This is a genomic window from Lysinibacillus canaveralius, from assembly GCF_047301505.1.
Lineage (GTDB): Bacteria > Bacillota > Bacilli > Bacillales_A > Planococcaceae > Lysinibacillus_B.
The window spans coordinates 2,833,987-2,858,896 of record NZ_CP154840.1 but is presented as its reverse complement, the minus strand read 5'-3'; the positions used below and the strand labels follow the sequence as shown (position 1 = coordinate 2,858,896).

The 24,910-nt window shown below is 41.1% G+C and carries 24 protein-coding genes; all 24 read left to right on the top strand.

The window, feature by feature from the left end; translation table 11 throughout:
• Positions 1–114: 114 nt before the first annotated feature.
• The 24 genes from lepA (at position 115) to era (ending at position 24,827) form a co-directional block, all read left to right on the top strand.
• Complete coding sequence (gene lepA / locus AA0Y26_RS14565) at positions 115–1,941, top strand: translation elongation factor 4 (RefSeq protein ID WP_413362810.1); 1,827 nt, start codon at positions 115–117, stop codon at positions 1,939–1,941.
• Between the two features lie 493 nt (positions 1,942–2,434).
• A complete protein-coding gene (locus AA0Y26_RS14560; protein ID WP_413362809.1) occupies positions 2,435–3,220 on the top strand; it encodes a nucleotidyltransferase domain-containing protein in 786 nt (261 codons plus the stop codon).
• Between the two features lie 791 nt (positions 3,221–4,011).
• Positions 4,012–4,338: a geranylgeranyl pyrophosphate synthase gene (locus AA0Y26_RS14555; RefSeq protein ID WP_413362808.1), complete on the top strand. Its 327-nt coding sequence runs from the start codon at positions 4,012–4,014 to the stop codon at positions 4,336–4,338.
• A gap of 120 nt (positions 4,339–4,458) precedes the next feature.
• The gene (gene hemW / locus AA0Y26_RS14550) at positions 4,459–5,604 is read left to right on the top strand and encodes a radical SAM family heme chaperone HemW (RefSeq protein WP_413362807.1); all 1,146 of its coding nucleotides are present in this window, start codon (positions 4,459–4,461) and stop codon (positions 5,602–5,604) included.
• 90 nt (positions 5,605–5,694) lie between these two features.
• Complete coding sequence (gene hrcA, locus AA0Y26_RS14545; RefSeq protein ID WP_413362806.1) at positions 5,695–6,717, top strand: heat-inducible transcriptional repressor HrcA; 1,023 nt, start codon at positions 5,695–5,697, stop codon at positions 6,715–6,717.
• Between the two features lie 18 nt (positions 6,718–6,735).
• Positions 6,736–7,323, top strand: a complete 588-nt coding sequence (gene grpE, locus AA0Y26_RS14540; protein ID WP_413362805.1) for a nucleotide exchange factor GrpE — start codon at positions 6,736–6,738, stop codon at positions 7,321–7,323.
• Positions 7,324–7,434: 111 nt separating this feature from the next.
• On the top strand, positions 7,435–9,267 hold the full coding sequence (gene dnaK, locus AA0Y26_RS14535) for a molecular chaperone DnaK (protein ID WP_413362804.1): 1,833 nt from the start codon (positions 7,435–7,437) through the stop codon (positions 9,265–9,267).
• A gap of 160 nt (positions 9,268–9,427) precedes the next feature.
• Positions 9,428–10,549, top strand: a complete 1,122-nt coding sequence (gene dnaJ / locus AA0Y26_RS14530) for a molecular chaperone DnaJ (protein ID WP_413362803.1) — start codon at positions 9,428–9,430, stop codon at positions 10,547–10,549.
• 15 nt (positions 10,550–10,564) lie between these two features.
• Positions 10,565–11,506, top strand: coding sequence for a 50S ribosomal protein L11 methyltransferase (prmA, locus tag AA0Y26_RS14525; RefSeq protein ID WP_413362802.1), 942 nt, complete (start codon positions 10,565–10,567; stop codon positions 11,504–11,506).
• A 77-nt stretch (positions 11,507–11,583) separates the two neighbouring features.
• The gene (locus tag AA0Y26_RS14520) at positions 11,584–12,327 is read left to right on the top strand and encodes a 16S rRNA (uracil(1498)-N(3))-methyltransferase (protein WP_413362801.1); all 744 of its coding nucleotides are present in this window, start codon (positions 11,584–11,586) and stop codon (positions 12,325–12,327) included.
• 16 nt (positions 12,328–12,343) lie between these two features.
• Positions 12,344–13,678, top strand: a complete 1,335-nt coding sequence (gene mtaB, locus AA0Y26_RS14515; protein WP_413362800.1) for a tRNA (N(6)-L-threonylcarbamoyladenosine(37)-C(2))-methylthiotransferase MtaB — start codon at positions 12,344–12,346, stop codon at positions 13,676–13,678.
• A 170-nt stretch (positions 13,679–13,848) separates the two neighbouring features.
• On the top strand, positions 13,849–14,517 hold the full coding sequence (deoC, locus tag AA0Y26_RS14510) for a deoxyribose-phosphate aldolase (RefSeq protein ID WP_413362799.1): 669 nt from the start codon (positions 13,849–13,851) through the stop codon (positions 14,515–14,517).
• Between the two features lie 111 nt (positions 14,518–14,628).
• Complete coding sequence (gene rpsU, locus AA0Y26_RS14505; RefSeq protein ID WP_004227078.1) at positions 14,629–14,802, top strand: 30S ribosomal protein S21; 174 nt, start codon at positions 14,629–14,631, stop codon at positions 14,800–14,802.
• Positions 14,803–15,296: 494 nt separating this feature from the next.
• Positions 15,297–16,628, top strand: a complete 1,332-nt coding sequence (locus AA0Y26_RS14500; RefSeq protein WP_413362798.1) for an NfeD family protein — start codon at positions 15,297–15,299, stop codon at positions 16,626–16,628.
• Positions 16,629–16,631: 3 nt separating this feature from the next.
• A complete protein-coding gene (gene floA / locus AA0Y26_RS14495) occupies positions 16,632–17,633 on the top strand; it encodes a flotillin-like protein FloA (RefSeq protein ID WP_413362797.1) in 1,002 nt (333 codons plus the stop codon).
• Between the two features lie 22 nt (positions 17,634–17,655).
• The gene (locus AA0Y26_RS14490) at positions 17,656–18,105 is read left to right on the top strand and encodes a hypothetical protein (RefSeq protein WP_413362796.1); all 450 of its coding nucleotides are present in this window, start codon (positions 17,656–17,658) and stop codon (positions 18,103–18,105) included.
• Between the two features lie 45 nt (positions 18,106–18,150).
• Positions 18,151–18,387 carry a hypothetical protein gene (locus AA0Y26_RS14485; protein ID WP_413362795.1) on the top strand — a complete coding sequence of 79 codons (237 nt, stop codon included), beginning with the start codon at positions 18,151–18,153 and terminating at the stop codon, positions 18,385–18,387.
• A complete protein-coding gene (locus tag AA0Y26_RS14480; protein WP_413362794.1) occupies positions 18,387–19,484 on the top strand; it encodes a sporulation protein YqfD in 1,098 nt (365 codons plus the stop codon). Before AA0Y26_RS14485 ends, AA0Y26_RS14480 begins: the two co-directional genes overlap by 1 nt.
• A 3-nt stretch (positions 19,485–19,487) precedes the next feature.
• Entirely contained in the window at positions 19,488–20,447 is a 960-nt protein-coding gene (locus tag AA0Y26_RS14475; protein WP_413362793.1) for a PhoH family protein, read from the top strand.
• 98 nt (positions 20,448–20,545) lie between these two features.
• Positions 20,546–22,666: an HD family phosphohydrolase gene (locus AA0Y26_RS14470; RefSeq protein ID WP_413362792.1), complete on the top strand. Its 2,121-nt coding sequence runs from the start codon at positions 20,546–20,548 to the stop codon at positions 22,664–22,666.
• Positions 22,663–23,136 (top strand): rRNA maturation RNase YbeY, encoded by a 474-nt coding sequence (gene ybeY / locus AA0Y26_RS14465; RefSeq protein ID WP_413362791.1) that lies wholly within the window; start codon positions 22,663–22,665, stop codon positions 23,134–23,136. Before AA0Y26_RS14470 ends, ybeY begins: the two co-directional genes overlap by 4 nt.
• Positions 23,136–23,486 (top strand): diacylglycerol kinase family protein, encoded by a 351-nt coding sequence (locus tag AA0Y26_RS14460; protein WP_413362790.1) that lies wholly within the window; start codon positions 23,136–23,138, stop codon positions 23,484–23,486. The genes ybeY and AA0Y26_RS14460 overlap by 1 nt, the downstream gene beginning before the upstream one ends.
• A 26-nt stretch (positions 23,487–23,512) precedes the next feature.
• Positions 23,513–23,926 (top strand): cytidine deaminase, encoded by a 414-nt coding sequence (locus AA0Y26_RS14455; RefSeq protein ID WP_413362789.1) that lies wholly within the window; start codon positions 23,513–23,515, stop codon positions 23,924–23,926.
• Positions 23,907–24,827 (top strand): GTPase Era, encoded by a 921-nt coding sequence (gene era, locus AA0Y26_RS14450; protein WP_413362788.1) that lies wholly within the window; start codon positions 23,907–23,909, stop codon positions 24,825–24,827. Before AA0Y26_RS14455 ends, era begins: the two co-directional genes overlap by 20 nt.
• Positions 24,828–24,910 lie beyond the last annotated feature (83 nt).

The window sequence follows — 24,910 nt, the reverse complement described above, 5'->3', positions numbered from 1 at the left end:
CGGTGAAACGAGCCTGTTTGTGAGGGGGAGGGAAACCTGTGTCTTGTATAGGCACATCTTAAAGTCTAGGCGCAATTACGCCGAGGCGTAATTGATATAGGAGTGGACAAATACATGAATCGAGAACAACGTTTAAAACGACAAGAGAATATCCGTAACTTCTCTATTATCGCGCATATTGACCACGGGAAGTCAACACTGGCAGACCGTATTTTGGAGCAGACGAAATCCGTCACACAACGTGAAATGAAATCACAGCTGCTGGATTCCATGGATTTAGAGCGTGAGCGCGGTATTACGATTAAATTGAATGCCGTTCAATTAAAATATACAGCAAAAGACGGAGAGACATATACGTTCCATTTAATCGATACACCGGGACACGTAGACTTTACGTATGAAGTATCGCGTTCTTTAGCAGCCTGTGAGGGAGCTATCCTTGTAGTGGATGCAGCACAGGGGATTGAAGCGCAAACGCTTGCAAACGTATATCTGGCGCTGGATAATGACTTGGAAATTCTACCGGTTATCAATAAAATTGACCTGCCGGCTGCTGATCCGGAGCGTGTGCGTCAAGAAGTAGAAGACGTTATCGGTCTAGATGCTTCCGAGGCGGTACTTGCTTCCGCAAAGGCTGGAATTGGGATTGAAGATATTTTAGAGCAAATCGTAGAGAAAGTACCCGCTCCACAAGGAGATCCGGATGCACCATTACAAGCATTGATTTTTGACTCTGTTTACGACGCATATAAAGGAGTTATCATCTCGATCCGTATTATGAACGGTACAGTGAAGCCTGGCGACAAAATTAAAATGATGGCGACAGGTGCAGAATTTGAAGTTATCGAAGTCGGTATCCATACACCAAAAGCAGTGCCGCAAGCAGAACTTACAGTTGGGGATGTAGGCTATTTAACGGCTTCCATTAAAAACGTAGGGGACACGCGTGTAGGGGATACGGTTACATCGGCTGTGAAAGGGGCAGCGGAGCCTCTGCCGGGTTATCGAAAATTGAATCCAATGGTATATTGTGGTCTTTACCCAATTGACACAGCAAAATACAATGATTTACGTGAAGCATTGGAAAAGCTGGAGCTGAATGACTCGGCATTACAATACGAACCGGAGACTTCTCAAGCACTAGGGTTCGGTTTCCGCTGTGGATTCCTGGGTCTATTGCACATGGAAATCATTCAAGAGCGTATTGAACGTGAATTTAATATCGATCTAATTACGACAGCGCCTTCCGTAATTTATGAGGTGCATATGACAGATGGTGAATCAATCAAAGTGGATAACCCATCGATGATGCCAGATCCACAAAAAATTGACCGTATTGAAGAACCATATGTGAAAGCGACAATTATGGTACCGAATGATTACGTAGGGGCAGTTATGGAACTTTGCCAGATGAAGCGCGGTAACTTCATGACGATGGATTATATTGATACAACACGTGTATCGATTCAATATGAAATCCCGCTTTCGGAAATTGTTTACGATTTCTTCGATCATCTGAAGTCTAATACAAAAGGCTATGCATCATTTGATTATGAGCTGATTGGCTACAAGCCATCGAAGCTTGTGAAGATGGATATTCTATTGAACGGCGAGCAGGTCGATGCACTAAGCTTTATCGTTCACCGGGACTTTGCATATGACCGAGGGAAAGTGATCGTAGAGAAGCTGAAAGAGCTTATTCCACGCCAGCAGTTCGAAGTACCGATACAAGCGGCGGTTGGTCAAAAAATTATTGCCCGTTCGACAATCAAGGCCATTCGTAAAAATGTATTGGCAAAATGTTACGGCGGGGATATCTCTCGTAAACGTAAGCTGTTGGATAAGCAAAAAGAAGGTAAGAAGCGCATGAAGCAGGTCGGTTCGGTAGAAGTACCGCAGGAAGCATTCATGGCGGTTCTGAAGATGGACGATACGAAATAATACTTACTGTATCAAGGTTTAGCGGTATATTGGTTGGCATTAAAAAGTTGAAAAAGGTGGCGTTTGCCACCGATATGCCACCACTTTAAAAATATCGCCAGTAATTATAAGTCTTTAGCGAGGGAGTCGAAAATATAAGCGGCGTCCCTCGCTATCTTTTTATTAAATGGACATGGCGGTCTGCTGGAGAAGCTGACCTCTATGTCCTAATTTTTTTGCAATGGTACTAATAGGTGTGCTCTTTTCCATAATATTGTGGTGTAAAGAGTGATAATTGGATACGATACTGAACTTGCTGTTCGTGACCCCATGTATGCAATGTTTAGTTGTACGCCGTATTGACAAAAGTGATTGGTTATTTGATTGAGAACGAAATATAAGAACTTTTCTGTAAAGTCTTGTTAATTTAATTGACGAACCCTTTCCTAAAGCGTTAAGTTGAAATGAATAAAAAATGGAAATTGTTCTTCGGAGCTTATAAGGGGATATGCAAATGAATGAAATCATTGTAAAAAAATTGTTGGAAATAGAAGAGAAATTTCAAGTGAAAATTTTATATGCCATTGAATCTGGAAGCAGGGCTTGGGGCTTTCCTTCAAAAGATAGTGATTATGATATTCGATTTATTTATATTCACCAACCAGAATGGTATCTTTCCATCGATCCACAGGGGATTGGGGGAAAAAGAGATGTAATTGAAGAGCCGATTAATGATTTATTAGATATAAGTGGGTGGGAAATTACGAAAGCGCTAAGGCTTTTCAGAAAAAATAACCCCCCTCTTTTAGAATGGTTAAAATCCGATATACTTTATTATCAAAAATATTCATTCGTTGATAATATAAGATCTTTGGAATCTAAAGTGTTCTATCCCAATGCTATGTTGCATCATTATTTAAATATGGCAAAAAATAATTATCGTGAATACTTACAGGGAGAGCAAGTAAAAATTAAAAAGTACTTTTATGTACTTCGGCCGTTATTAGCCTGTAATTGGATAGAGAAATATAATATGACACCGCCGATTCGCTTTCAAGAATTATTGGAAGACATCATTCCTGATAGCGAATTGAAAAACGAAGTTGAACATCTTTTAAAGCGTAAGTTACAGGGAGATGAGTTAGACATTGAATCTCGTGTTGAAGTAATTAACAATTATATAGAACATGAAATAAAAAGAATTGAGAAATATGTTAAATCGCTTAATGTTGAATTGAAGGATCCGACAAAATTATTAGATGAATTATTTAGACATACATTGAACGAAGTGTGGAACTAATTGTTTAGTAATTGAATAACGAAAGAGTTATCTATTTATTTTACGATATGGGTTTTTAACTTTACTTTAATTAAATCAAAATAAACTAAATAAAGTTATTGAAGAGCCGTAAATGATAATATGACCCTCATTTTGCATAAAATTCTCTAAAAACAATTTGGGAGACGCTGTTATATCGTTTGTTGATATACGAATAGGATAGAAATCGATGTTTAAGAAAGTTTTTCCGAAAGTCTAAAAGCTGCTAGGCGAGTAAGGATTAATTTGTTGAACAGCTTATTGTATAAGAAGCCTTAGCTAAATAAACTATTAATGACCACTCTGTTATGGAGTGGTCATTTTTAGATACCTACTTAAAAGTTAGTACATTCGTGCTCTATAAAATGGCTGCATTTTTATAATAATTCTATTTTTAAAAATTTCTGAACAAAAATGATAGAAAAGAAACATTCTACATCATCGCACCCTAACAAATACAATAATTACAATAAAATATTTATAAGGTAAAAAATACTAATACCAAAAATTTCATATTAAAAATAATTTTATTTACAGAACTTTTATTAAATTTATGCTTGTTAGAAAACAGAGTTAATAGTAATATTAAGTTATAAAGAGAAATAGTGCTAAAAGCTTTCCAATTTAAATGGCTGTTAGTACATATGTTGCGTTCATTAGAGGTAATGTCAAAATTTAGGTTTTTATTTTTGGTATTAGGATACCAAAAACAACTAGGGCGTGGATGAGCACTGGCCATACTAGCTGCTAATTTATTTTAGGGAGATGATGTAATGACAAAGCAGATCGAAATTAATGTACCAGAGTGGTTCGAAATGGATGAATTGGCAACATTGGATACAATTGTTAGCCCAACTTCGGAAAATGTAGGCATATTAGTAGCAGGTGAAAACTTGAATTATACAAAAACTTGCTGCCCAACTGTTCGTTTATATTTAATGCAATTGATTGATGGAAAATTTGAGGTGACAAAGGAATTGGATGCGTTTCCATTCCATTCTAGAGATGAAGCTGTTCATTTCTCTGGAAAGCTGCGAAATATGAATGCAATTGATTTAGTAATGTTAATGAATAAAGAACAACCGATTTTTACAGCCTAAATATTACACATTTTCCGTATTCGCAAAGCAGCGAATACGTTTTTTTTGCATGAAAATTGTATTTTATCTCTGAATAGGTACAATGAAAAGGAACAAAGTAAAAATGAGGGAAGTGATTGTATGGCGCGAGGAGTGTATATTCATATCCCTTTTTGTCATCAAATATGTAATTACTGCGATTTCAATAAAGTCTTCTTTAAAAATCAGCCTGTTGATGAGTATATAGAAGCTGTAGGAAGGGAAATGGAGATGGCTGTAAGCAGAAAGCCAGAAGCATTTTCGCATATCGAGACAATTTTCTTAGGCGGTGGGACGCCAACAGCTTTATCAGCAGGACAAATTACACGTCTACTAGAGCTGGTTCGTACACATATCCCGATGGAGCATGTTGTGGAATTCAGCTCGGAAGCAAATCCTGATGAACTTTCTGAAGAAAAGCTATCAGCCTTACTAGCAGGCGGAGTCAATAGATTGAGCATGGGCGTTCAATCATTCGATCAGGGCTTGCTGCAGAAAATAGGACGAACGCATTCCAATGAGCACGTATATGAAACGATTGCATTAGCAAAAAAGGTCGGCTTTACCAACATAAGTATTGACCTAATGTATGGTCTTCCTCATCAGACAATGGAACAATGGGAGGAAACATTGCGATTAGCACTCGATCTTAATCTCCCACATTACTCAGCGTACTCGCTCATTGTAGAGCCAAAAACAATTTTCTATATACAATATGCCAAGGGGCGTCTTGCTTTGCCAACTGAAGACCTGGAAGCGGATATGTATGATGTATTGATGAAGGAAATGGAGGCCCGTGGTCTTGATCAATATGAGATTAGTAATTTTGCCAAACCAGGATTTGCTTCTATTCATAATAAAATTTACTGGGACAATGATGAATATGCAGGTTTTGGAGCCGGGGCACACGGTTATGTTGATGGAGTAAGGTATTCTAATCACGGCCCGATCAAAAAATATATTGAAGCAGTTGAATCGGGTCAGCTGCCAATTATTCATGAGCATGAAGTATCCCTGTTAGAACGGCTGGAAGAGCAAATGTTTTTAGGGCTTCGTAAAGTAGAGGGTGTAGGAACCGCTGTCTTTGAAGAGAAATTCAATGAAACCATTTGGACGAAGTATCGTACTGTAATAGAGGAGCTCAAACTCAAAGGACTTTTAGAGAGTGATGAGAAGGGAATCAGGTTAACACGCAAAGGGAGATTTGTTGGAAACGAGGTTTTTCAACAATTTTTACTTGAAGAGTAAACGATTTCGTTGACAGAAAAACAGGGATTTGTTAATTTATTATATAGTATTAGCACTCGTATTCGATGAGTGCTAACAGAGGTGATGAGCATGTTAACAAATCGGCAGTTACAAATTTTACAAGTAATCGTTGATGATTTCGTGTCGTCTGCCCAGCCTGTTGGGTCTCGCCAAATTTCCAAAAAAGACTGGATTACATTTAGTCCCGCAACAATCCGCAATGAAATGGCGGATCTGGAGGAGTTAGGTTTTTTAGAAAAAACTCATACTTCCTCTGGACGAGTACCTTCTGAAAAAGGGTATCGTTTTTATGTGGATCATTTATTGCAGCCACAAATCATGTCAGCAGATGAAGTGAGCCAAATACAATCTGTCTTTAAACGCCAAATTGTCGAGGCAGAGCAGCTCATTAAGGAGTCGGCGAATATTTTGTCTGAGCTGACGACCTATACAACGGTATTGCTTGGGCCTGATGTACAACGTCATAAAGTGAAAAGATTTCAGATTGTCCCGCTTTCGGAAGAGAGTGCAGTGGCTATCATCGTGACGGACAACGGGCATGTTGAAAATCGTGTGTTCACATTACCGGAAGGCTTTAATCCTTCAGATATTGAAAAAATGGTCAATATTTTAAATGACCGTTTGCTTGGCGTTTCGCTGCAGGACCTTCATTTCAAACTTGAGCTTGAAGCACTTTCTGTATTGAAACAGCATATTCATACAGCGGATGCAGTGATTCATTCACTGATGCAGGTAACAAGCGGCCAAAAGGAAGGTAAAGTCTATTATGCAGGTAAGACGAATATGCTCAACCAGCCAGAGTTCCATGATTTAAACAAGGTCCGCTTGTTTATGGAACTGATGGATAAGGATAGCCAAGTACAGAGCTTATTTAAGCCGATAGATACAGGCATTCAGATCCGGATTGGTTCAGAAAACAACCACTTAGCTATAGAAAATTGCAGCGTTATTACAGCTTCATTTGGAGCAGGGGATGAACATGGCTCAATCGCCATCATTGGTCCGACACGTATGGATTATCAGCGTGTGGTGACAATTATGGATTTGATGCGCCGCGGGTTATCAAACGCTTTATCCCACCGTAATGACTGACTCTAAGGAGGATATGACGTGTCTAATTCGACAGACAACAACGAAACAAAAGAAGAATTGAAGCAACAAGCATCAGCTGAAGAGGCAGTGGAAGCTGCTGAACAGCCAATGGAAAATGTAGAAGAAGCAGCTGAGGAAACTGCAGTAGATGAAAAAGAGCAGAAGATCGCTGAATTGACAGCAAAATTGGAAGAAGAGGAAAATCGTTATTTGCGCCTGCGTGCGGACTACGATAATATCCTGCGCCGTCATAAGCTGGAGCGCGAGTCAGCGGAAAAATTCCGTGCACAAAGCCTGCTGACAGACCTGCTGCCGGTGCTTGACAATTTAGAGCGTGCTCTACAGGTAGAAGTAACATCTGATGATGCGAATTCTTTATACAAAGGTGTAGAGATGGTATATCGTCAATTCCTGGATGCTGCTGGACGTGAAGGACTTGAGGCTATTGCCGCTGAAGGAGAAGCTTTCGATCCAAATGTGCACCAAGCTGTTATGCAGGAACAGGATGCAGAAAAAGAGAGCGGAATCGTTCTTCGTGAACTGCAAAAAGGGTATAAGTTAAAGGACCGCGTATTGCGGCCTGCCATGGTATCAGTGAACGAGTGATAAATTGGGCTTTGTCCTGGAGAAAGGATCCGGGGTAAAGGCCAGAACATTCAGTTAACTTTATAAAATGAACACCAATTGTGTGTGTAACTATTAGGAGGCAAACTTAGTATGAGTAAAATTATCGGTATTGACTTAGGTACAACAAACTCTTGTGTCGCTGTATTAGAAGGCGGCGAACCAAAAGTAATTCCAAACCCAGAAGGTAACCGCACAACGCCATCAGTTGTTGCATTCAAAAATGGAGAAAAACAAGTTGGGGAAGTAGCGAAACGTCAATCTGTTACAAACCCAAATACAATTATTTCTGTTAAATCAAAAATGGGTACTGCTGAAAAAGTTAAGGCAGAAGACAAAGAATATACACCACAAGAAGTATCAGCGATGATCCTTCAATATTTAAAAGGCTATGCTGAAGATTACCTTGGTGAAAAGGTGACAAAAGCAGTTATTACAGTTCCAGCATACTTCAACGATGCACAGCGCCAAGCAACAAAAGACGCTGGTAAAATTGCTGGTTTAGAAGTAGAGCGTATTATTAACGAACCAACTGCTGCAGCTTTAGCTTACGGCTTAGATAAACAAGACCAAGATCAAAAAATCCTTGTATTCGACCTTGGCGGCGGTACATTCGACGTTTCCATTCTTGAACTGGGTGACGGAGTATTCGAAGTATTAGCGACTGCGGGTGACAACAAACTTGGTGGAGATGACTTCGACCAAAAAATCATTGATTTCCTAGTAGCGGAATTCAAAAAAGAAAACGGTATCGATTTATCAAAAGATAAAATGGCGATGCAGCGTTTAAAAGATGCAGCTGAAAAAGCGAAAAAAGATTTATCAGGTGTAACATCAACACAAATTTCATTGCCATTCATCACTGCTGGTGCAGAAGGCCCGCTTCACTTGGAAGTAACATTAACACGTGCGAAATTCGACGACTTAACTCGTGATCTTGTAGAGCGTACAATTGTACCAACTCGTCAAGCTTTATCAGATGCTGGTCTAGCGGCTTCTGAATTAGACAAAGTAATCTTAGTTGGTGGTTCTACTCGTATTCCAGCAGTAGTGGAAGCAATTAAAAAAGAAACAGGTCATGAGCCGCATAAAGGGGTAAACCCTGATGAAGTAGTAGCTATGGGTGCTGCTGTTCAAGGTGGCGTATTAACAGGTGATGTACAGGATATCGTCCTTCTTGACGTAACACCACTTTCACTTGGTATTGAAACAATGGGAGGCGTGTTCACGAAATTAATCGACCGTAACACAACAATTCCAACATCAAAATCACAAGTATTCTCAACAGCTGCTGATAATCAGCCAGCAGTAGACATTCACGTATTACAAGGTGAGCGTCCAATGGCAGCAGACAATAAAACATTAGGCCGCTTCCAATTATCAGATATTCCACCAGCACCACGTGGTGTACCACAAATCGAAGTAACATTCGATATTGACAAAAACGGTATTGTATCTGTTAAGGCAAAAGACCTTGGTACAAACAAAGAACAAACAATCGTGATCCAATCTGACTCAGGTTTATCAGAAGAGGAAATCGAGCGTATGGTGAAAGATGCGGAAGCAAACGCTGAAGCAGATGCAAAACGTAAAGAGGAAGCTGAGGTTCGCAACGAGGCTGACCAATTAGTATTCCAAGTAGATAAAACAATCACAGACTTAGGTGAGCAAATTACAGAGGACGAAAAGAAATCTGTAGAAGATGCACGTGATGAGCTGAAAAAAGCGTTAGAAGCTGGCGAAATCGAAGGTATCAAGTCTGCAAAAGAAAAATTAGAAGGCATCCTGCAACCGCTTGTTATGAAAGTGTATGAGCAAGCTGCAGCCGCTGCACAAGCAGCACAAGGCGATGCAGGTGCTGATGCTGGCAAGAAAGACGACGGCATTGTTGATGCTGACTTTGAAGAAGTTAAGGATGACAAGTAATCCTATAATAAAGTAAGTGTGAAAAAGTCAAAGACCGAAATGCCGGCTTTGACTTTTTCAATGTTAGGATAAAATTTCATATAGTAAAGGTACTTTGCATATACATCATTTTTTTAACATGTTAAAATATACGTTATGTAAAAAGAGCGGAGAGTGAACGATGAGTAAGCGCGATTATTATGAAGTGCTTGGCCTGTCAAAAGGCGCAAGTAAAGATGAAATTAAAAAAGCATACCGTAAACTATCAAAGCAATACCACCCGGATATTAATAAAGAGCCAGGCGCCGATGAAAAATTCAAAGAAATTGCTGAAGCGTATGAAGTACTAGCCGACGAACAAAAGCGTGCTCGCTACGATCAGTTTGGACATGAAGACCCGCAAGCCGGCTTTGGCGGCGGAGGTTTCAATGGCGGAGGTTTTGGCGGATTTGAAGATATTTTCTCTTCATTCTTTGGAGGCGGCCGCAGACAAGATCCAAATGCACCTCGTAAAGGGGACGATTTGCAATTCCGTATGATGGTTGATTTTGAAGAAGCGATTTTTGGGAAAGAAACAGAAATCGAAATTCCGAAAGAGGAAGATTGTGAGACATGTAATGGAACAGGTGCAAAACCAGGCACGACTCCTGAAACATGTTCACACTGTAAGGGAGCCGGTGAAATCAATCAGGCAGTCGATACTCCATTTGGCCGTATGATGAACCGTCGCACATGTCCATCATGCCGCGGCGCTGGTAAAATCATTGTGGACAAATGTACAACATGCCGTGGTGCCGGAAAAGTACAAAAAACAAAGAAAATTAAAATCAACATCCCAGCAGGCGTGGATGACGGCCAGCAATTGCGTGTGAGCGGCCAAGGCGAGCCGGGCATTAATGGCGGTCCAGCCGGGGATCTTTATATTGTATTTAGCGTCCGTAATCATGAGCTGTTTGAGCGTGATGGGGACGATATCTACTATGAGCTGAAGCTAACATTCCCACAAGCTGCTCTTGGGGACGAAATCGAAGTTCCGACTGTGCATGGCAAAGTGAAATTAAAAATTCCTGCCGGTACACAATCAGGTGCTCAGTTCCGTATCAAGGACAAAGGGGTAAAAAATGTCCATGGTTATGGAATGGGTCATCAATATGTAATCGTGAAAGTCGTAACGCCTACAAAGCTGACAGAAAAGCAAAAGCAGCTGTTGCGTGATTTCGCAGAGTTGAGCGGTGATATCCCGGAAGAGCAGGGAAGCTCGCTATTCGATAAAATCAAAAAGACCTTTAAAGGTGAATCATAAAGGAGAGAGTTGCAAGTGAAATGGACGGAATTATCGATTCTGACAACAAATGAAGCCGTTGAAGCTGTATCAAATATCTTACATGAGGCAGGCGCTAGCGGTGTTGTCATAGAAGATTCAAAGGAATTGACAAAAGAACGAATTGATCAGTTCGGAGAAATTTACGCATTAAACCCAGAGGATTTCCCGAAAAATGGGGTTGTAGTTAAAGCGTATTTATCCGCAACGAGCTTTTTGGCGGAAACGGTAGAGGAAATTAAACTTGCAATTGCAAACCTTGTAAATTTCGATATTAACATCGGTGAAAATATCCTGACGCTATGTGAAGTGGACGAGGAGGATTGGGCAACGGCTTGGAAGCAATACTATCACCCTGTAAAAATTTCTGAGCGGTTCACGATTGTACCTACTTGGGAAGAATATAAACCTGTCAGCACAGATGAGCTGATCATTGAGTTGGATCCGGGGATGGCTTTTGGAACAGGAACGCATCCAACGACAGTTATGTGTTTACAGGCGCTTGAAAATGTAGTTAGCAAACATGATACGGTCATTGATGTTGGAACAGGTTCTGGTGTGTTATCTATTGGTGCAGCGATGCTTGGAGCTGAAAAAGTGCATGCGCTGGATTTAGATGAAGTAGCTGTAACTGCTGCACGTGAAAATGTAGAACTAAACAAAGTAGACGATGTTGTGCGAGTATTCCACGGCAACCTGCTTGATACAGTCAAGGAGCCGGCTGATGTCGTTGTAGCGAATATTTTAGCGGAAATCATTGTGACGTTTACAGATGATGCCTATTCCATTGTAAAACCAGGCGGGGTTTATGTAACAAGCGGCATCATCGGTGCAAAGAAGGATGAAGTGAAGGAAGCTCTTGAAAACTCAGGCTTTACCATTGAAGAAGTATTAATGATGGAAGACTGGGTAGCCATTATTGCACGTCGTCCACAGTAAAACATGCAGTGAAAGCTAGTAGACAGGGTCATTTGGCTTTGTCTACTTTTTCATTAGAACGAAGGAGGAAGTACAACATGCAACGTTATTTTGTGGACGGACCGGCAAGCGAAGAGGGAGTATTCCTCATTATTGGTGATAGTGCTCGGCATATCGGAAAAGTAATGCGGATGACAGCAGGCGAGGAAATCATCGTTGTTTCAGAAGGAACCGCTCATGTATGTGAAATTGTAGAGATTGGTGCAGAAGTTTCTGTAAAGCCGACTGGGCGTATAATTCCTTCTTCAGAAATGCCAGTGAAAGTAACCATTGCCTGCGGACTGCCTAAAGGTGATAAATTGGAGCTGATTACGCAAAAAGGGACGGAGTTAGGGATGTATGCCTGTATCCCTTTTGCAGCAGAGCGCTCCATTGTCAAATGGGATGAGAAAAAGGGCCGTAAAAACCAAGAACGGCTCCAGAAAATTGCCCAAGAAGCGGCTGAACAATCACATCGTACACAGGTACCTGATATAAGGATGCCTATTTCCTTTAAACAGCTGCTTGCCATAGTGCCGGAATATGACGCTGTATTCATAGCGGACGAGGAAGATGCAAAGGCCGAAAAACGCACAAGGTTTGCGGATCAGCTAAAAAAAGTGTATGATAATGAATCGAAATCAATTTTATGTATTTTTGGTCCGGAAGGCGGTATCTCACGCAAGGAAGCTGAGGCGCTTGTAGCAGCAGGCGCACAAATTATGTCGCTCGGACCGCGCATTTTACGGGCAGAAACAGCACCGTTATATGCATTATCTGCAATTTCCTATGAATTTGAATGAAAGAGGTGTAGGGGCCTTGTCAACAGTGGCTTTTCACACATTAGGTTGTAAAGTAAACCATTACGAAACAGAAGCGATTTGGCAATTATTCAAAGAGCAGGGCTATGACCGTAACGAGTTTGAACAACAAGCTGATGTTTATGTAATCAATACATGTACAGTAACAAATACAGGGGATAAAAAATCCCGACAAGTTATCCGCCGCGCAATCCGTCAAAATCCGGATGCGGTTATTTGTGTAACAGGGTGCTACGCGCAAACTTCGCCAGCAGAAATTATGGCAATCCCAGGTGTTGACATCGTTGTGGGAACACAGGACCGCCATAAAATGCTCGGTCTAATTGATCAATACCGCGAAGAGCGTCAGCCAATTAATGCAGTTCGCAACATTATGAAAAACCGTGTCTATGAAGAATTGGACGTTCCAGCTTTTACAGACCGTACACGTGCATCACTGAAAATTCAGGAAGGCTGCAATAACTTCTGTACGTTTTGCATCATTCCATGGGCGCGCGGCTTAATGCGTTCTCGTGACCCGCAAGAAGTAATCCGTCAAGCCCAGCAATTAGTCGATGCAGGATATCTTGAAATTGTTCTGACAGGTATTCATACAGGAGGATACGGCCAGGACTTCAAAGATTATAACTTGGCACAGCTTCTACGTGATTTAGAAGCACAGGTAAAAGGGTTAAAACGTTTACGTATCTCCTCGATTGAAGCGTCGCAATTAACGGACGAAGTGATTGATGTACTGCAAAACTCAAATATTGTTGTAAACCATCTGCATATTCCAATTCAATCGGGCTCTGATACCGTATTGAAGCGTATGCGCCGTAAATATACAATGGACTTCTTCTCTGAGCGTCTGCGTAAGTTGGAAAAAGCATTGCCGGATTTAGCAGTAACATCTGATGTGATCGTCGGGTTCCCAGGAGAAACAGAAGAAGAGTTTATGGAAACGTATAATTTTATCCGTGACCACAAATTCTCGGAATTGCATGTGTTCCCATTCTCTAAACGGACAGGCACACCAGCTGCTCGTATGGAAGACCAAGTGGATGAGGAAATCAAAAATGAACGTGTTCATCGTTTAATTGCCTTAAATGATCAATTAGCAAAAGAATACGCTTCCCGATTTGAAGGTGAAGTACTGGAAGTAATTCCAGAAGAGCGCTTTAAAGATTCGAACAATGAAAACTTGTATGTCGGCTACACTGCAAACTACCTGAAAGTGGTGTTTGAAGCGAGTGAAGACATGGTCGGCAAGCTAGTAAAGGTGAAAATTACAAAAGCGGGTTATCCATATAATGAAGGACAATTTGTCCGTGTACTGGATGCTGTAGAGGCCTAATTCTATCGAAAAAGCCGCCTCCTCTAATGAACGGGGAAGCGGCTTTTTAGATGGAAAAAATAAGGAAAAATAAAAAGATGATAGACTAGTCTGTCTATTTTATGTATTTCTTATTTGGTGTTATGATATAGTTGTACGTACAACTAACAGATAAAAAGGAGCAATTGACCATGACGCAAAATTATGCTGCAATGATTGACCACACGCTATTAAAGGCGGACACTACTCGTCCACAAATCGAAAAATTATGTGAAGAAGCGAAGAAGTATGTATTTGCTTCTGTGTGTGTAAATCCTACATGGGTGAAATACAGCGCAGAACTATTGGCTGGTACAGAGGTAAAAGTTTGTACAGTAATCGGTTTCCCGTTAGGTGCGTCTACTTCCGCTGTAAAAGCATTTGAAACAAAAGATGCTATTGCTAACGGCGCGGGTGAAATTGATATGGTTATCAATATCGGCGCATTAAAAAATGGTGAATTTGATGTTGTCCGAGATGATATTAAGGCAGTAGTCGAGGCGGCAAACGGTACATTAGTAAAAGTTATCATTGAGACATGCTTACTAACAGAGGAAGAAAAGGTGAAGGCTTGTCAATTATCGGTCGAAGCTGGTGCAGATTTTGTTAAGACATCAACTGGATTCTCAACGGGTGGTGCCACTGCTGAAGATATCGCTTTAATGCGTAAAACAGTTGGCCCGGATCTAGGCGTAAAAGCTTCCGGCGGTGTACGTAATTTGGAAGATATGAAGAAGATGATCGAAAATGGAGCAACTCGCATTGGCGCAAGTTCAGGTGTTGCTATTATGGAAGGATTAACTTCTCAATCTGACTATTAATTATAATAGTTTTTGTTGACTAATCTAAAATGATGCGTTATAATTCTTTAGTACACATTAACTTATGATGTTAATGAGTATTGACGTGTGTTCGGAGGGAGGGAAAGAGAGATGTCAAAAACTGTCGTTCGCAAAAACGAATCGCTTGAAGATGCTCTTCGCCGCTTCAAACGTACTGTATCTAAAAGTGGTACAATTCAAGAAGTTAGAAAGCGCGAGTTCTACGAAAAACCTAGCGTAAAACGTAAAAAGAAATCAGAAGCTGCACGTAAACGTAAGTGGTAATTTTCCCGGTAAAATCCCTACGTTCATAACACGCAATTCGAGATTTAACTGAGCAGACAAATGATATACCCCGAAGCTACTTGTGAGCTTCGGGGTATTTGTATTTCCAGAGAAAATAGTGTACAAAGCCAATTTGTCATATATTGAAGGAGTTCATGTTATGATAAAGGCACCTGGATTATAGAGAGAGATGGTACTTGATAAAGTATGTGTTTGTTATTTAATAAAACAGTCCAATATGAAAAATACACACTAGGAACATCCAAGCTTTTTTTCACTTTCTCGATATTTTTTTTATAGGTCGGCAATACTGTTGTAGGAAGAGTTGGTAAAAACCTTTAGGTGAATCAAAATAAATAGGAAGAGAAATTGAGTTATTTAATAAAGAAATAAGGAAATACATAATAAAATTGAAAGAAAATAAAATAAAATGAAACAAAATGCGATTTCAATCGTATAACAGATAGGATCACTAAAAAGAAAGGAGGAATTGGATGAAGCAAAGAAGAATTTTCGCGTGGCTTTTATTGATGACGCTTTCATTTGTGCTCCTCATTCCAACTATTTATGCGGATTCGGCAAAAGTTTTTCATGTCCCGGTAGAGAAAAATGTAGAAAAGGGCTTGTTTTCATTTTTAGAGCGGGCGATTAAGGAGGCAACAGAGCAAAATGCCGAAGCAATCGTGCTTGATATACATACTCCGGGCGGCTTTGTTGATGCAGCTGAAGAAATCGGTAAGCTGCTGGATGCCGTAGATGATGAGATAAAAGTCATCGCGTATATCAACTCTAAAGCTCACTCGGCAGGAGCCTTTATTGCACTGCATGCAGATGAAATTTATATGACAAAAAATGCAACAATTGGTGCTGCGGGGATTATTGACGGCGAGGGTAATACAGCCGAGCAAAAAGCGGAAAGTGCTTGGTTGGCAGCAATGGAAGCTGCAGCCGTTTCTTCTGGCAGAGATCCGCATTATGCACGGGCAATGGCGGATAAATCAATTGATTTAACAAAATACCGTGCCCCGGTCGGCGAATTTTTAACGCTCACAGCGGATGAAGCCCTTGAGGTGGAATATTCCGAAGGGACAGCAAACTCCCTGGAGGAAGTGCTGAATAAAGCTGGGTTAAAAGGTGCAGAGGTGGTAGACCTTGAACCGACGCTTGCTGAAAATATTGCTCGTATTGTGACCAACCCAATCGTTGTTCCTATTCTTTTATCCATTGCCAGTCTCGGATTAGTTGCAGAACTGTATTCACCGGGATTTGGGGTGCCAGGTACGATGTCATTAGCTGCATTTGGTCTTTTCTTCTTTGGTCATACAATTGCTGGCTTTGCAGGATATGAGTCGATCTTATTGTTTGTTATCGGCGTTATTTTTGTCATATTGGAATTCTTTGTTCCTGGAGGTATAGTCGGCATACTAGGAGGTGCGTTAATCATCCTTAGTCTGTTATTTGCAGGTGCTAGTGTAACACATATGGCATATTCAATCATTATTGCAATGTTTATTGCAGTTATAGGAATGGTGATTCTTATGAAGTTCTTTGGGAAGAAGATGCATATATTCAATAAGCTTGTGCTAAGGGATGCCACAACGACAGAGGAAGGGTATGTTTCCAATACCAACCGCGTCGAATTGATTGGACGGACAGGAGAGGCAGCAACACCGCTTCGTCCGGCAGGTGTCATCCGTGTAGGGAATGAACGAATTGATGCAGTGTCTGAAGGAAGCTTTATTAACAAAGGTAGTCAGGTGGAAGTAATTAAGGTAGAAGGTTCGCGCATTGTCGTGAGAGAAATTTTTAAGAAAATGGAGGAATAGATAATGATTATTGATGGAGCAACAATCGGCTTAATTGCCATGATCGTAGGCGCATTCATCGTCCTAGCGGTATTCTTTACACTTGTACCGGTCGCACTATGGATTAGCGCCCTAGCAGCGGGTGTTCGTGTAAGCATCTTTACATTGATTGGGATGCGACTGCGCCGAGTTATCCCGTCGCGTATTGTTAACCCGTTGATTAAGGCTCATAAGGCAGGCCTTGATGTCTCGATTAATCAATTGGAGTCCCACTACTTGGCTGGTGGTAATGTAGACCGCGTAGTAAATGCACTGATCGCTGCACATCGTGCCAACATTGAATTATCATTCGAACGCGGAGCTGCAATTGACCTTGCAGGACGTGATGTATTAGAAGCCGTACAAATGTCGGTAAATCCAAAAGTAATCGAAACGCCGTTTATTGCGGGTGTTGCAATTAACGGGATTGAAGTAAAGGCAAAAGCTCGTATTACAGTGCGTGCAAACCTTGATCGTTTAGTCGGGGGTGCCGGAGAAGATACAATCATTGCACGTGTAGGTGAAGGTATTGTATCAACAATCGGTTCATCTGAATCTCATTCTAAAGTGCTGGAAAATCCGGATATGATTTCTCAGACAGTCCTTTCAAAAGGCTTGGACTCAGGTACAGCATTTGAAATCCTGTCCATTGATATAGCGGACGTAGATGTCGGTAAAAATATCGGGGCAGAGCTTCAAATCGAGCAGGCCCAGGCTGATAAAAACATTGCCCAGGCAAAAGCAGAGGAACGTCGTGCAATGGCCGTAGCAAGCGAGCAGGAAATGGTTGCAAAAGTTCAGGAAATGAAGGCGAAGGTAGTAGAAGCAGAAGCAGAAGTTCCAATGGCGATGGCAGAAGCATTACGCAGCGGCAATTTTGGTATTATGGATTATATGAACTATCAAAACATTCAGGCCGATACATCTATGCGTGATTCTATAGCAAAAGTGTCACAAGAGAATAAACCGGAAAAAGGCGAAAAATAATCGAGGAAGGGGGGATCGCTAAATGGAAGGATTAATCATTATGATCGTCATGTTTGTGCTCAGTACATTATTTACAAAAGATAAGACAAAGCAAAAAGAGACGAAGCAAATGCCGCCGTTTAGCAATAAGCAGGTCCCTCAGGAACATAAAAGGGAAGAACCACGTCGGGAAAGACCGAAAGTACGTTCACTCGATGATTTTGCAAAAGAAGTTTTTGGGCAATTAAGCGAAAAGACAGAGCCGGCTCAAAATGACCGTAAAATAATCGAGGAACCCGTTTTGAAGCCTGCCATGGAAGTAACCCGAGGGGAACGTAAATCGACTCGTCCTGAGCTGGGTGCTTCAAGACCGATTATACAAAGGCAGAAGACAAAATCCCCTGTCATCGTGCCAAGCACGAGGGAGCAGCTAGTGCAGGCAGTGATTACCTCTGAAATATTAGGACCGCCAAAAGCGAAGCAACGTAAATAATACATGCCCCCTTTTTTGCATACACTGTAAGAAAGGGGGCTTTTTTTGAAATCATTTATGCAATTAGATGACGTGCTGGAATGGATTCAATTCCGCCAGATTCGCTGGAATGGGCTATATGAAGTGCGGCAGGTAGCGTCCGATATATTCAGCTGTTCTTTAGGGAAGTTTCAGCTGACAATTGAAGGGGAAGGGATACTCGTCCAGTATTTGACGGAGGGCGGCTTTTTATTGAGTGCTGAAATGATCAACAAAATTAAGATAGAAGAGCATGTGATGTAATGGACCGCCGAAAAGTGATTGTGTCGCTTAAACAAGGGCCACGGGCAGATCGTTTATTTCACCATTTACATAAAGAGCGCATCGTCATGAGACAAGTTCGTTTTTCAAATAATGAGGTGTCATTTGAAATAACGAGAGACAACCTGCCAGCGTTGCGCCGTGCGAGGCGATTTGCCGGCGCCAGCCTCAAACTTCAATATGAAGATCTTGATTCTGTTCTTCAAATTACATTAAAGACAATTGTGGGTATACTATTATTAATTGCAATACCCATAATATGTACGCAGTTTATTTGGCGTATTCATGTAACAGGGGCTACACCGGAGTTAGCACAAAAGGCAGAGCAGTTTATTGACAGAGAAATAGGTGTAGGGATTCCTTTAGTAAAGCAATCCCTGCCTACCGATTATGAAATTCGCCAGCAGTTGATGGCAAAGTTTCCGGAGCTGTCATGGGTTCACTTTATGAAAAGCGGCGGAAATATTACCATTTCTCTTCAGCTGGCCCCTAAAACAGAAGTGAAAAAAAAGTCGGACGAACCTATGCATTTGATTGCAAGTAATAGCGGTGTCATCACCCATTACTTCTTAACAAGCGGCGTCAGGCTGGTAGATGCCAATACAACAGTCTATAAAGGAGATGCTCTTGTATCAGGTATTCTGGAAGCAGGAGAAGAACAACTCGTCATTGGAGCCGAGGGAGAGGTGTATGCGGATTACTGGCTTGAGACGGCCTTTACATTGGATCGAAAGACCACCTATTATACGCCGACTGAATCTGCTTGGAAGCTGACAAACAATCAGGAAGAAATGTACATTGATGAAATGCCCCTTCCCGGGTGGATGAAAAACTATGTTCGCATTGTAAAAGAGCAAGGCTATAAAAAGCAGGAACACGTATTAAGTGAAGAGGATTTAGATACGATTATTCGTCCGCTTCTTCATAAAAAGATATTGCAGAGTCTTCCTCCTAAAACAACGATCAAATCGGAAAAAATTTTACAGGTTACATTTGATAATGATACAGTAAAGGGGCAAGTCCTTTTTTTGGTAAATGAAAATATCGCAACACCATACCCTATTTATCAAGGAGAATGATTTATGTCAGAGAAAATGTCGGAACTTTTAGTCGATAATCCAAATGAAGCAGTGATGCTGCTTGGGATGTCGGATGGAAATGTAAAATTAATTGAAGAAACTTTTAATGTACAAATCATCACACGAGGAGGGCTCATCCAAATCGTTGGTGAAGATGATGATAAAAAAGATTGTGCTACTGCCGTGCTGCATGGTTTATTGCAAGTAATCCGGAAAGGTATCAATATTGATCAGAGAGATGTGGCGACAGCTATTGAGATGGCTGGTAAAGGAACAATTGAGTACTTTGCGGAGCTTTATGATGAAGAGGTAGCACGGAACGCGAAAGGTAAGGTGATCCGGGCCAAAACAATCGGTCAGCGCGAGTATATTAAAGCCATTCGGCACAAGGATCTTGTTTTCGGTATTGGTCCTGCGGGAACAGGGAAAACATATTTGGCGGTTATCATGGCAACACAGGCACTAAAAAATGGACATGTAAAGCGGATTATTCTAACGCGTCCTGCAGTGGAAGCAGGAGAATCACTTGGCTTCCTGCCGGGTGATTTAAAGGAAAAGGTAGACCCTTATTTACGCCCGCTCTATGATGCACTTCATGATATTTATGGAATGGAGCAGACGCAGCGCCTTATTGAACGTGGAACGATCGAGATTGCGCCGCTTGCCTATATGCGTGGACGTACACTGGATGATGCCTTTGTTATTTTAGATGAAGCACAGAACACGACTCATCAGCAGATGAAAATGTTCCTGACACGTCTTGGCTTTGGATCAAAGATGGTCATTACTGGCGATAAAACGCAAATCGACTTACCAAAAAATCAAGAATCCGGATTAATTATTGCAGAGCGTACATTGAAATATGTAAAGGATATCCATTTCCAAATCCTCGAACAGGGAGATGTAGTAAGACATCCATTAGTAGCTAAGGTAATTCAAGCGTATTCTGATCAGGAGCTATAACTAATAAAAAAGCAAAATCCTATAAGGGTTTTGCTTTTTTTTGTGAAATCACCTGCAGAAATTGGTAGAATAGAGGAAGGTATAATAGGAGGTGCTGAATGGAGAAGCAATTGAAGCGTTTTTTGGACTTAATGGGCTTTCGTTCATTCTTAGCAATCGTACTGATCATCACGGCATTCCTGCAGTTTGGGTTGATGATGGACAGCGTACGGGGCGTTACATATGACATATCGATGGGCAGCTTGGCACCAGAAACAATTCGAGCAGCAAAGACTGTGGAAGATACAGAAAAGACAGAGCTCGAACGTACCAATGCTGAAAATGCAATAGCTCCTGTATATGATTTTAATCAGGAAATAGCAGAGCAAAAGGCAAGCCTGCTTACTTTGTTGTTCGATTTAGCAATCGAAACAAAGAAAGAACTGGCCGAGCAGGAGGAATTGTCACAAGCTGAAAAGCTGGAAGTAATAAAAGAAAAATTGAAAAATGTCACAGATAAACAAGATACTTTGTCGCTTACAGATGATGAACTAAGGGCGCTGCTTAATGCTTCTGACGGTCAGCTTATAGAAGCGAAAAATACTTTAGTAGATATTACGAAAGAATCGCTTGCTGAAAGTATAAGAAAAGAAAATCTATCTTCTGCACGTACGAATATAGAGTCACTTATTCGTTCTTCCGCGATTGCTAATTCATTGCTTTCGACAGCTATTACATTGGGCCGTAATTCGGTGGTCGAAACAGAAACATTGAATGAAGAAAAGACTGCCCTTGCAAAGCAGCAGGCACGTGATGCAGTAGAGCCGACAAAAATTTTGCAGGGCCAGATCATTGTACTTGAAGGAGAAATTGTCGACAGAGAAAAGTATCGGCAGCTTGAACTGCTTGGTCTTATCGACAGCCAGGCTTCCTTAAAGCCGATTGGAGGCGTCGTGATTCTCATTTTCCTGCAAATGGTCTTTCTTTTCGCCCTTTTTGATGGTTATAAAGGAACTTTAAAAGAGAAAAGTAACCATTTACTAGTGACAGTCATCGTCTATTTGAGTGCAATCCTTATTATGAAATTAGTTAGTCTCGTTTCAGACAATTTTGATGTAGTACTAGGGTTTATTTTCCCTACGGCAATGGCCACAATGCTCATAAGGCTTTTAACGAATGATCGAGTTGCTGTTTTAGTGACTCTGTTGATTGCATCATCTGCTGGTATTATATTCCAGGAGAATTATGCGGCTGTTTTACAGATGGACATTGCATTGTACATTTTATTTGGTGGGTTTGCTTCACTTTTCTTTATGAGAAGTGTAGAGAAAAGATCGCATATTTTACGTGCAAGTGCTATTGTAACAGTCATTAATCTCGTGTTTATTGCTTTTTATTTATTAATGACACAATCAGATTATGGATTAACCGAGATTATGTTTTATGTAGGAGCGGGGGTAGTCTCAGGTTTGCTATCAGGTGCACTGACTATGGGACTGCTGCCATTCTTCGAGTCAATATTCGGTATTCTATCGACAATGAGGCTGATTGAACTTTCAAATCCGAACCATCCATTGTTGAAGAAGATTTTAACAGAGACACCAGGTACCTATCATCATAGTGTGATGGTTGCCAATTTGGCCGAAACGGCATGTGAGGCAATCGGGGCAGACGGTTTACTGGCCCGTGTCGGGTGCTATTATCATGATGTTGGAAAAACACGCAGACCTGCCTTTTTCATTGAAAATCAGATGGGAGCCAATCCTCATGATACATTGACACCAGAATCAAGCGCAGATATCATCATTGCTCACACAACGGATGGTGCAGAGCTGCTGCGGAAACATAAAATGCCGCAGGAGATTATTGATATTGCCTTGCAGCATCATGGTACAAGCCTGCTGAAATTTTTCTTCCATAAAGCAAAAGAAGAAGGAAAGCAGGTGGTTGAAAATGATTTCCGCTATCCTGGGCCAAAGCCGCAGACAAAAGAGGCAGCGATCATCAGCATTGCGGATAGTGTAGAGGCAGCGGTACGCTCTATGAAGGAGCCAAGTGCAGAAAAGATACAAAAGCTGATTCAAGCCATTATCCAGGACAGAGTACAAGACGATCAATTTGATGAGTGCGATATATCGCTGAAAGAGTTAAAAATCATCGAGGATGTATTATGTGAAACGCTAAATGGAATTTTCCATTCGCGAATCGAATATCCAAAAGAAAAGCAGGAGGAATTATGATTTTAAATATCGATTTTTTAGATGAAACAAACGTTGTGAAAGAGGAGCATATTGCGCTTGTAGAGAAGCTTTTGCAACATGCAGCAAAAGTTGAGGGAATTGAAGAAGGTTCAGAGGTTTCGATTACATTCGTAACCAATGAAGCAATCCATGAAATTAACAGAGAATATCGTGATAAGGATCAGCCGACAGATGTCATTTCATTTGCCCTTGAAGAGCTTGGGGAAGGAGAGGTCCAAATTGTTGGGGAAGATATTCCGCGTATATTGGGAGATATCATAATTTCCACTGACCGCACGCGCGAGCAGGCAGAAGAATATGGACATTCTTTTGAGCGCGAGCTAGGGTTTTTAGCGGTTCACGGCTTCCTTCATTTACTTGGCTATGACCATATGACACAAGCGGATGAGAAGGAAATGTTCGGTAAACAAGATGAAATTCTCGGCTCTTTTGGCCTGTCTCGTGAGTAATGGATATTCGCAAGTTCATTAGATCATTTGGCTATGCGGCAGAAGGTCTTATGACAGCTATGCGGGAGCAGAATATTCGTTTTCATTACACAAGTATAGTAGTGGTATTAATCATCGGCTGGGTGACCGGTCTTTCTGTACTAGAATGGATTATTTTAGTTTTGGTTATGGCATTGGTAGTAGGAGCCGAACTTTTCAATACAGCGATTGAACGCGTTGTCGATCTCGCCTCCCCAGAACTTCATCCACTAGCAAAGCAGGCGAAGGATATTGCAGCAGGGGCTGTACTTGTATTTGCTCTAGCGAGTGTTATAATCGGAATGCTCATATTTTTTCCAAAGTGGTTTTAAAATGAGAAGAAAGGGGTTGTTCTCCTATGAACATGGAACAATTACTACAAGAGTCGAAAATTGCACGTGAAAAGGCATATGTACCATATTCCAAGTTTCAAGTAGGTGCAGCACTGTTAGCAGAGAATGGAACAGTATATCATGGGTGTAATATTGAAAACGCCGGGTATAGTATGACTAACTGTGCGGAGCGAACAGCGTTTTTTAAAGCGGTATCAGAAGGCGTAACAAAATTCAAAGCATTGGCAGTCGTAGCAGATACAGACCGCCCATGTTCTCCATGCGGGGCATGCCGTCAAGTGATGGCAGAATTTTGTAAGCCGGATATGCCGGTTTATTTAACAAATTTAAAAGGCGACGTACAACAAACAACAGTGGGTGAGCTATTGCCTGGCGCATTCACACCGGAGGATTTAGATTATGCAGCAAGTAAACGATAATGGCTTTAAATCGGGTTTTATTTCGATTATAGGCCGGCCAAACGTCGGAAAATCGACATTTTTAAACCGTGTAATTGGGCAAAAAATTGCCATTATGTCGGACAAACCGCAAACAACCCGCAATAAAGTACAGGGTGTATTAACGCAAAGCGGCTCGCAGATGATTTTTATCGACACACCGGGCATCCATAAGCCAAAGCATAAGCTTGGCGAATTCATGCTGAAGGTAGCGAAAAATACACTGCGTGAAGTGGATGTTATTATGTTCATGGTGAATGCGGAACAAAAGATTGGGAAAGGTGACGAGTTTATTCTCGAAATGCTGGAGGGTAATAAAACACCTGTGTTCCTTGTAATCAATAAAATTGATCAAATACATCCAGATGAGTTGGTGGATATTATTGCATCCTACAAGGATAAATATCCATTTGCTGAGATTGTACCGATTTCCGCATTACAGGGTAATAATGTAGAGAACCTGCTAAGCGCAATTGAAAAGTATTTGCCTGAAGGGCCTCAATATTATCCTGCTGATCAAGTGACGGATCACCCAGAACGCTTTATCATTTCTGAGTTGATTCGTGAAAAGGTCCTTCATCTGACACGTGAAGAAATCCCTCACTCCATCGCAGTAGTAATAGACAAAATTAAACGTGATGAAGAGAATCAAGATAAAATCCGTGTTCAGGCGACAATCATGGTAGAGCGGGACTCCCAAAAAGGGATTGTTATCGGAAAACGCGGAGCTCTTTTAAAAGAAGTCGGTATTAAAGCCCGCAAAGACATTGAAATGCTGCTTGGCTCCAAAGTATATTTAGAGCTGTGGGTAAAGGTACAAAAGGATTGGCGCAATAAGCAAACGCACCTCCGTGACTTTGGATTCCGTGAAGATGAATATTAATTAGTACAAGGCTCTTTCTTATATACAGAAATTGCTGTATATAGGAAAGGATCATATTATACGACTCTGTATATTTACTACGA

What these genes read in the sequence shown, in the direction of transcription:
- deoC (WP_413362799.1), top strand. Translation starts at nt 13,849, where the DNA reads ATGACGCAAAATTATGCTGCAATGATTGACCACACGCTATTAAAGGCG.
- AA0Y26_RS14560 (WP_413362809.1), top strand. Translation starts at nt 2,435, where the DNA reads ATGAATGAAATCATTGTAAAAAAATTGTTGGAAATAGAAGAGAAATTT.
- lepA (WP_413362810.1), top strand. Translation starts at nt 115, where the DNA reads ATGAATCGAGAACAACGTTTAAAACGACAAGAGAATATCCGTAACTTC.
- AA0Y26_RS14520 (WP_413362801.1), top strand. Translation starts at nt 11,584, where the DNA reads ATGCAACGTTATTTTGTGGACGGACCGGCAAGCGAAGAGGGAGTATTC.
- hemW (WP_413362807.1), top strand. Translation starts at nt 4,459, where the DNA reads ATGGCGCGAGGAGTGTATATTCATATCCCTTTTTGTCATCAAATATGT.
- floA (WP_413362797.1), top strand. Translation starts at nt 16,632, where the DNA reads ATGATTATTGATGGAGCAACAATCGGCTTAATTGCCATGATCGTAGGC.
- AA0Y26_RS14480 (WP_413362794.1), top strand. Translation starts at nt 18,387, where the DNA reads ATGGACCGCCGAAAAGTGATTGTGTCGCTTAAACAAGGGCCACGGGCA.
- ybeY (WP_413362791.1), top strand. Translation starts at nt 22,663, where the DNA reads ATGATTTTAAATATCGATTTTTTAGATGAAACAAACGTTGTGAAAGAG.
- AA0Y26_RS14455 (WP_413362789.1), top strand. Translation starts at nt 23,513, where the DNA reads ATGAACATGGAACAATTACTACAAGAGTCGAAAATTGCACGTGAAAAG.
- AA0Y26_RS14460 (WP_413362790.1), top strand. Translation starts at nt 23,136, where the DNA reads ATGGATATTCGCAAGTTCATTAGATCATTTGGCTATGCGGCAGAAGGT.
- AA0Y26_RS14475 (WP_413362793.1), top strand. Translation starts at nt 19,488, where the DNA reads ATGTCAGAGAAAATGTCGGAACTTTTAGTCGATAATCCAAATGAAGCA.
- AA0Y26_RS14500 (WP_413362798.1), top strand. Translation starts at nt 15,297, where the DNA reads ATGAAGCAAAGAAGAATTTTCGCGTGGCTTTTATTGATGACGCTTTCA.
- AA0Y26_RS14555 (WP_413362808.1), top strand. Translation starts at nt 4,012, where the DNA reads ATGACAAAGCAGATCGAAATTAATGTACCAGAGTGGTTCGAAATGGAT.
- dnaK (WP_413362804.1), top strand. Translation starts at nt 7,435, where the DNA reads ATGAGTAAAATTATCGGTATTGACTTAGGTACAACAAACTCTTGTGTC.
- era (WP_413362788.1), top strand. Translation starts at nt 23,907, where the DNA reads ATGCAGCAAGTAAACGATAATGGCTTTAAATCGGGTTTTATTTCGATT.
- rpsU (WP_004227078.1), top strand. Translation starts at nt 14,629, where the DNA reads ATGTCAAAAACTGTCGTTCGCAAAAACGAATCGCTTGAAGATGCTCTT.
- AA0Y26_RS14490 (WP_413362796.1), top strand. Translation starts at nt 17,656, where the DNA reads ATGGAAGGATTAATCATTATGATCGTCATGTTTGTGCTCAGTACATTA.
- AA0Y26_RS14470 (WP_413362792.1), top strand. Translation starts at nt 20,546, where the DNA reads ATGGAGAAGCAATTGAAGCGTTTTTTGGACTTAATGGGCTTTCGTTCA.
- dnaJ (WP_413362803.1), top strand. Translation starts at nt 9,428, where the DNA reads ATGAGTAAGCGCGATTATTATGAAGTGCTTGGCCTGTCAAAAGGCGCA.
- hrcA (WP_413362806.1), top strand. Translation starts at nt 5,695, where the DNA reads ATGTTAACAAATCGGCAGTTACAAATTTTACAAGTAATCGTTGATGAT.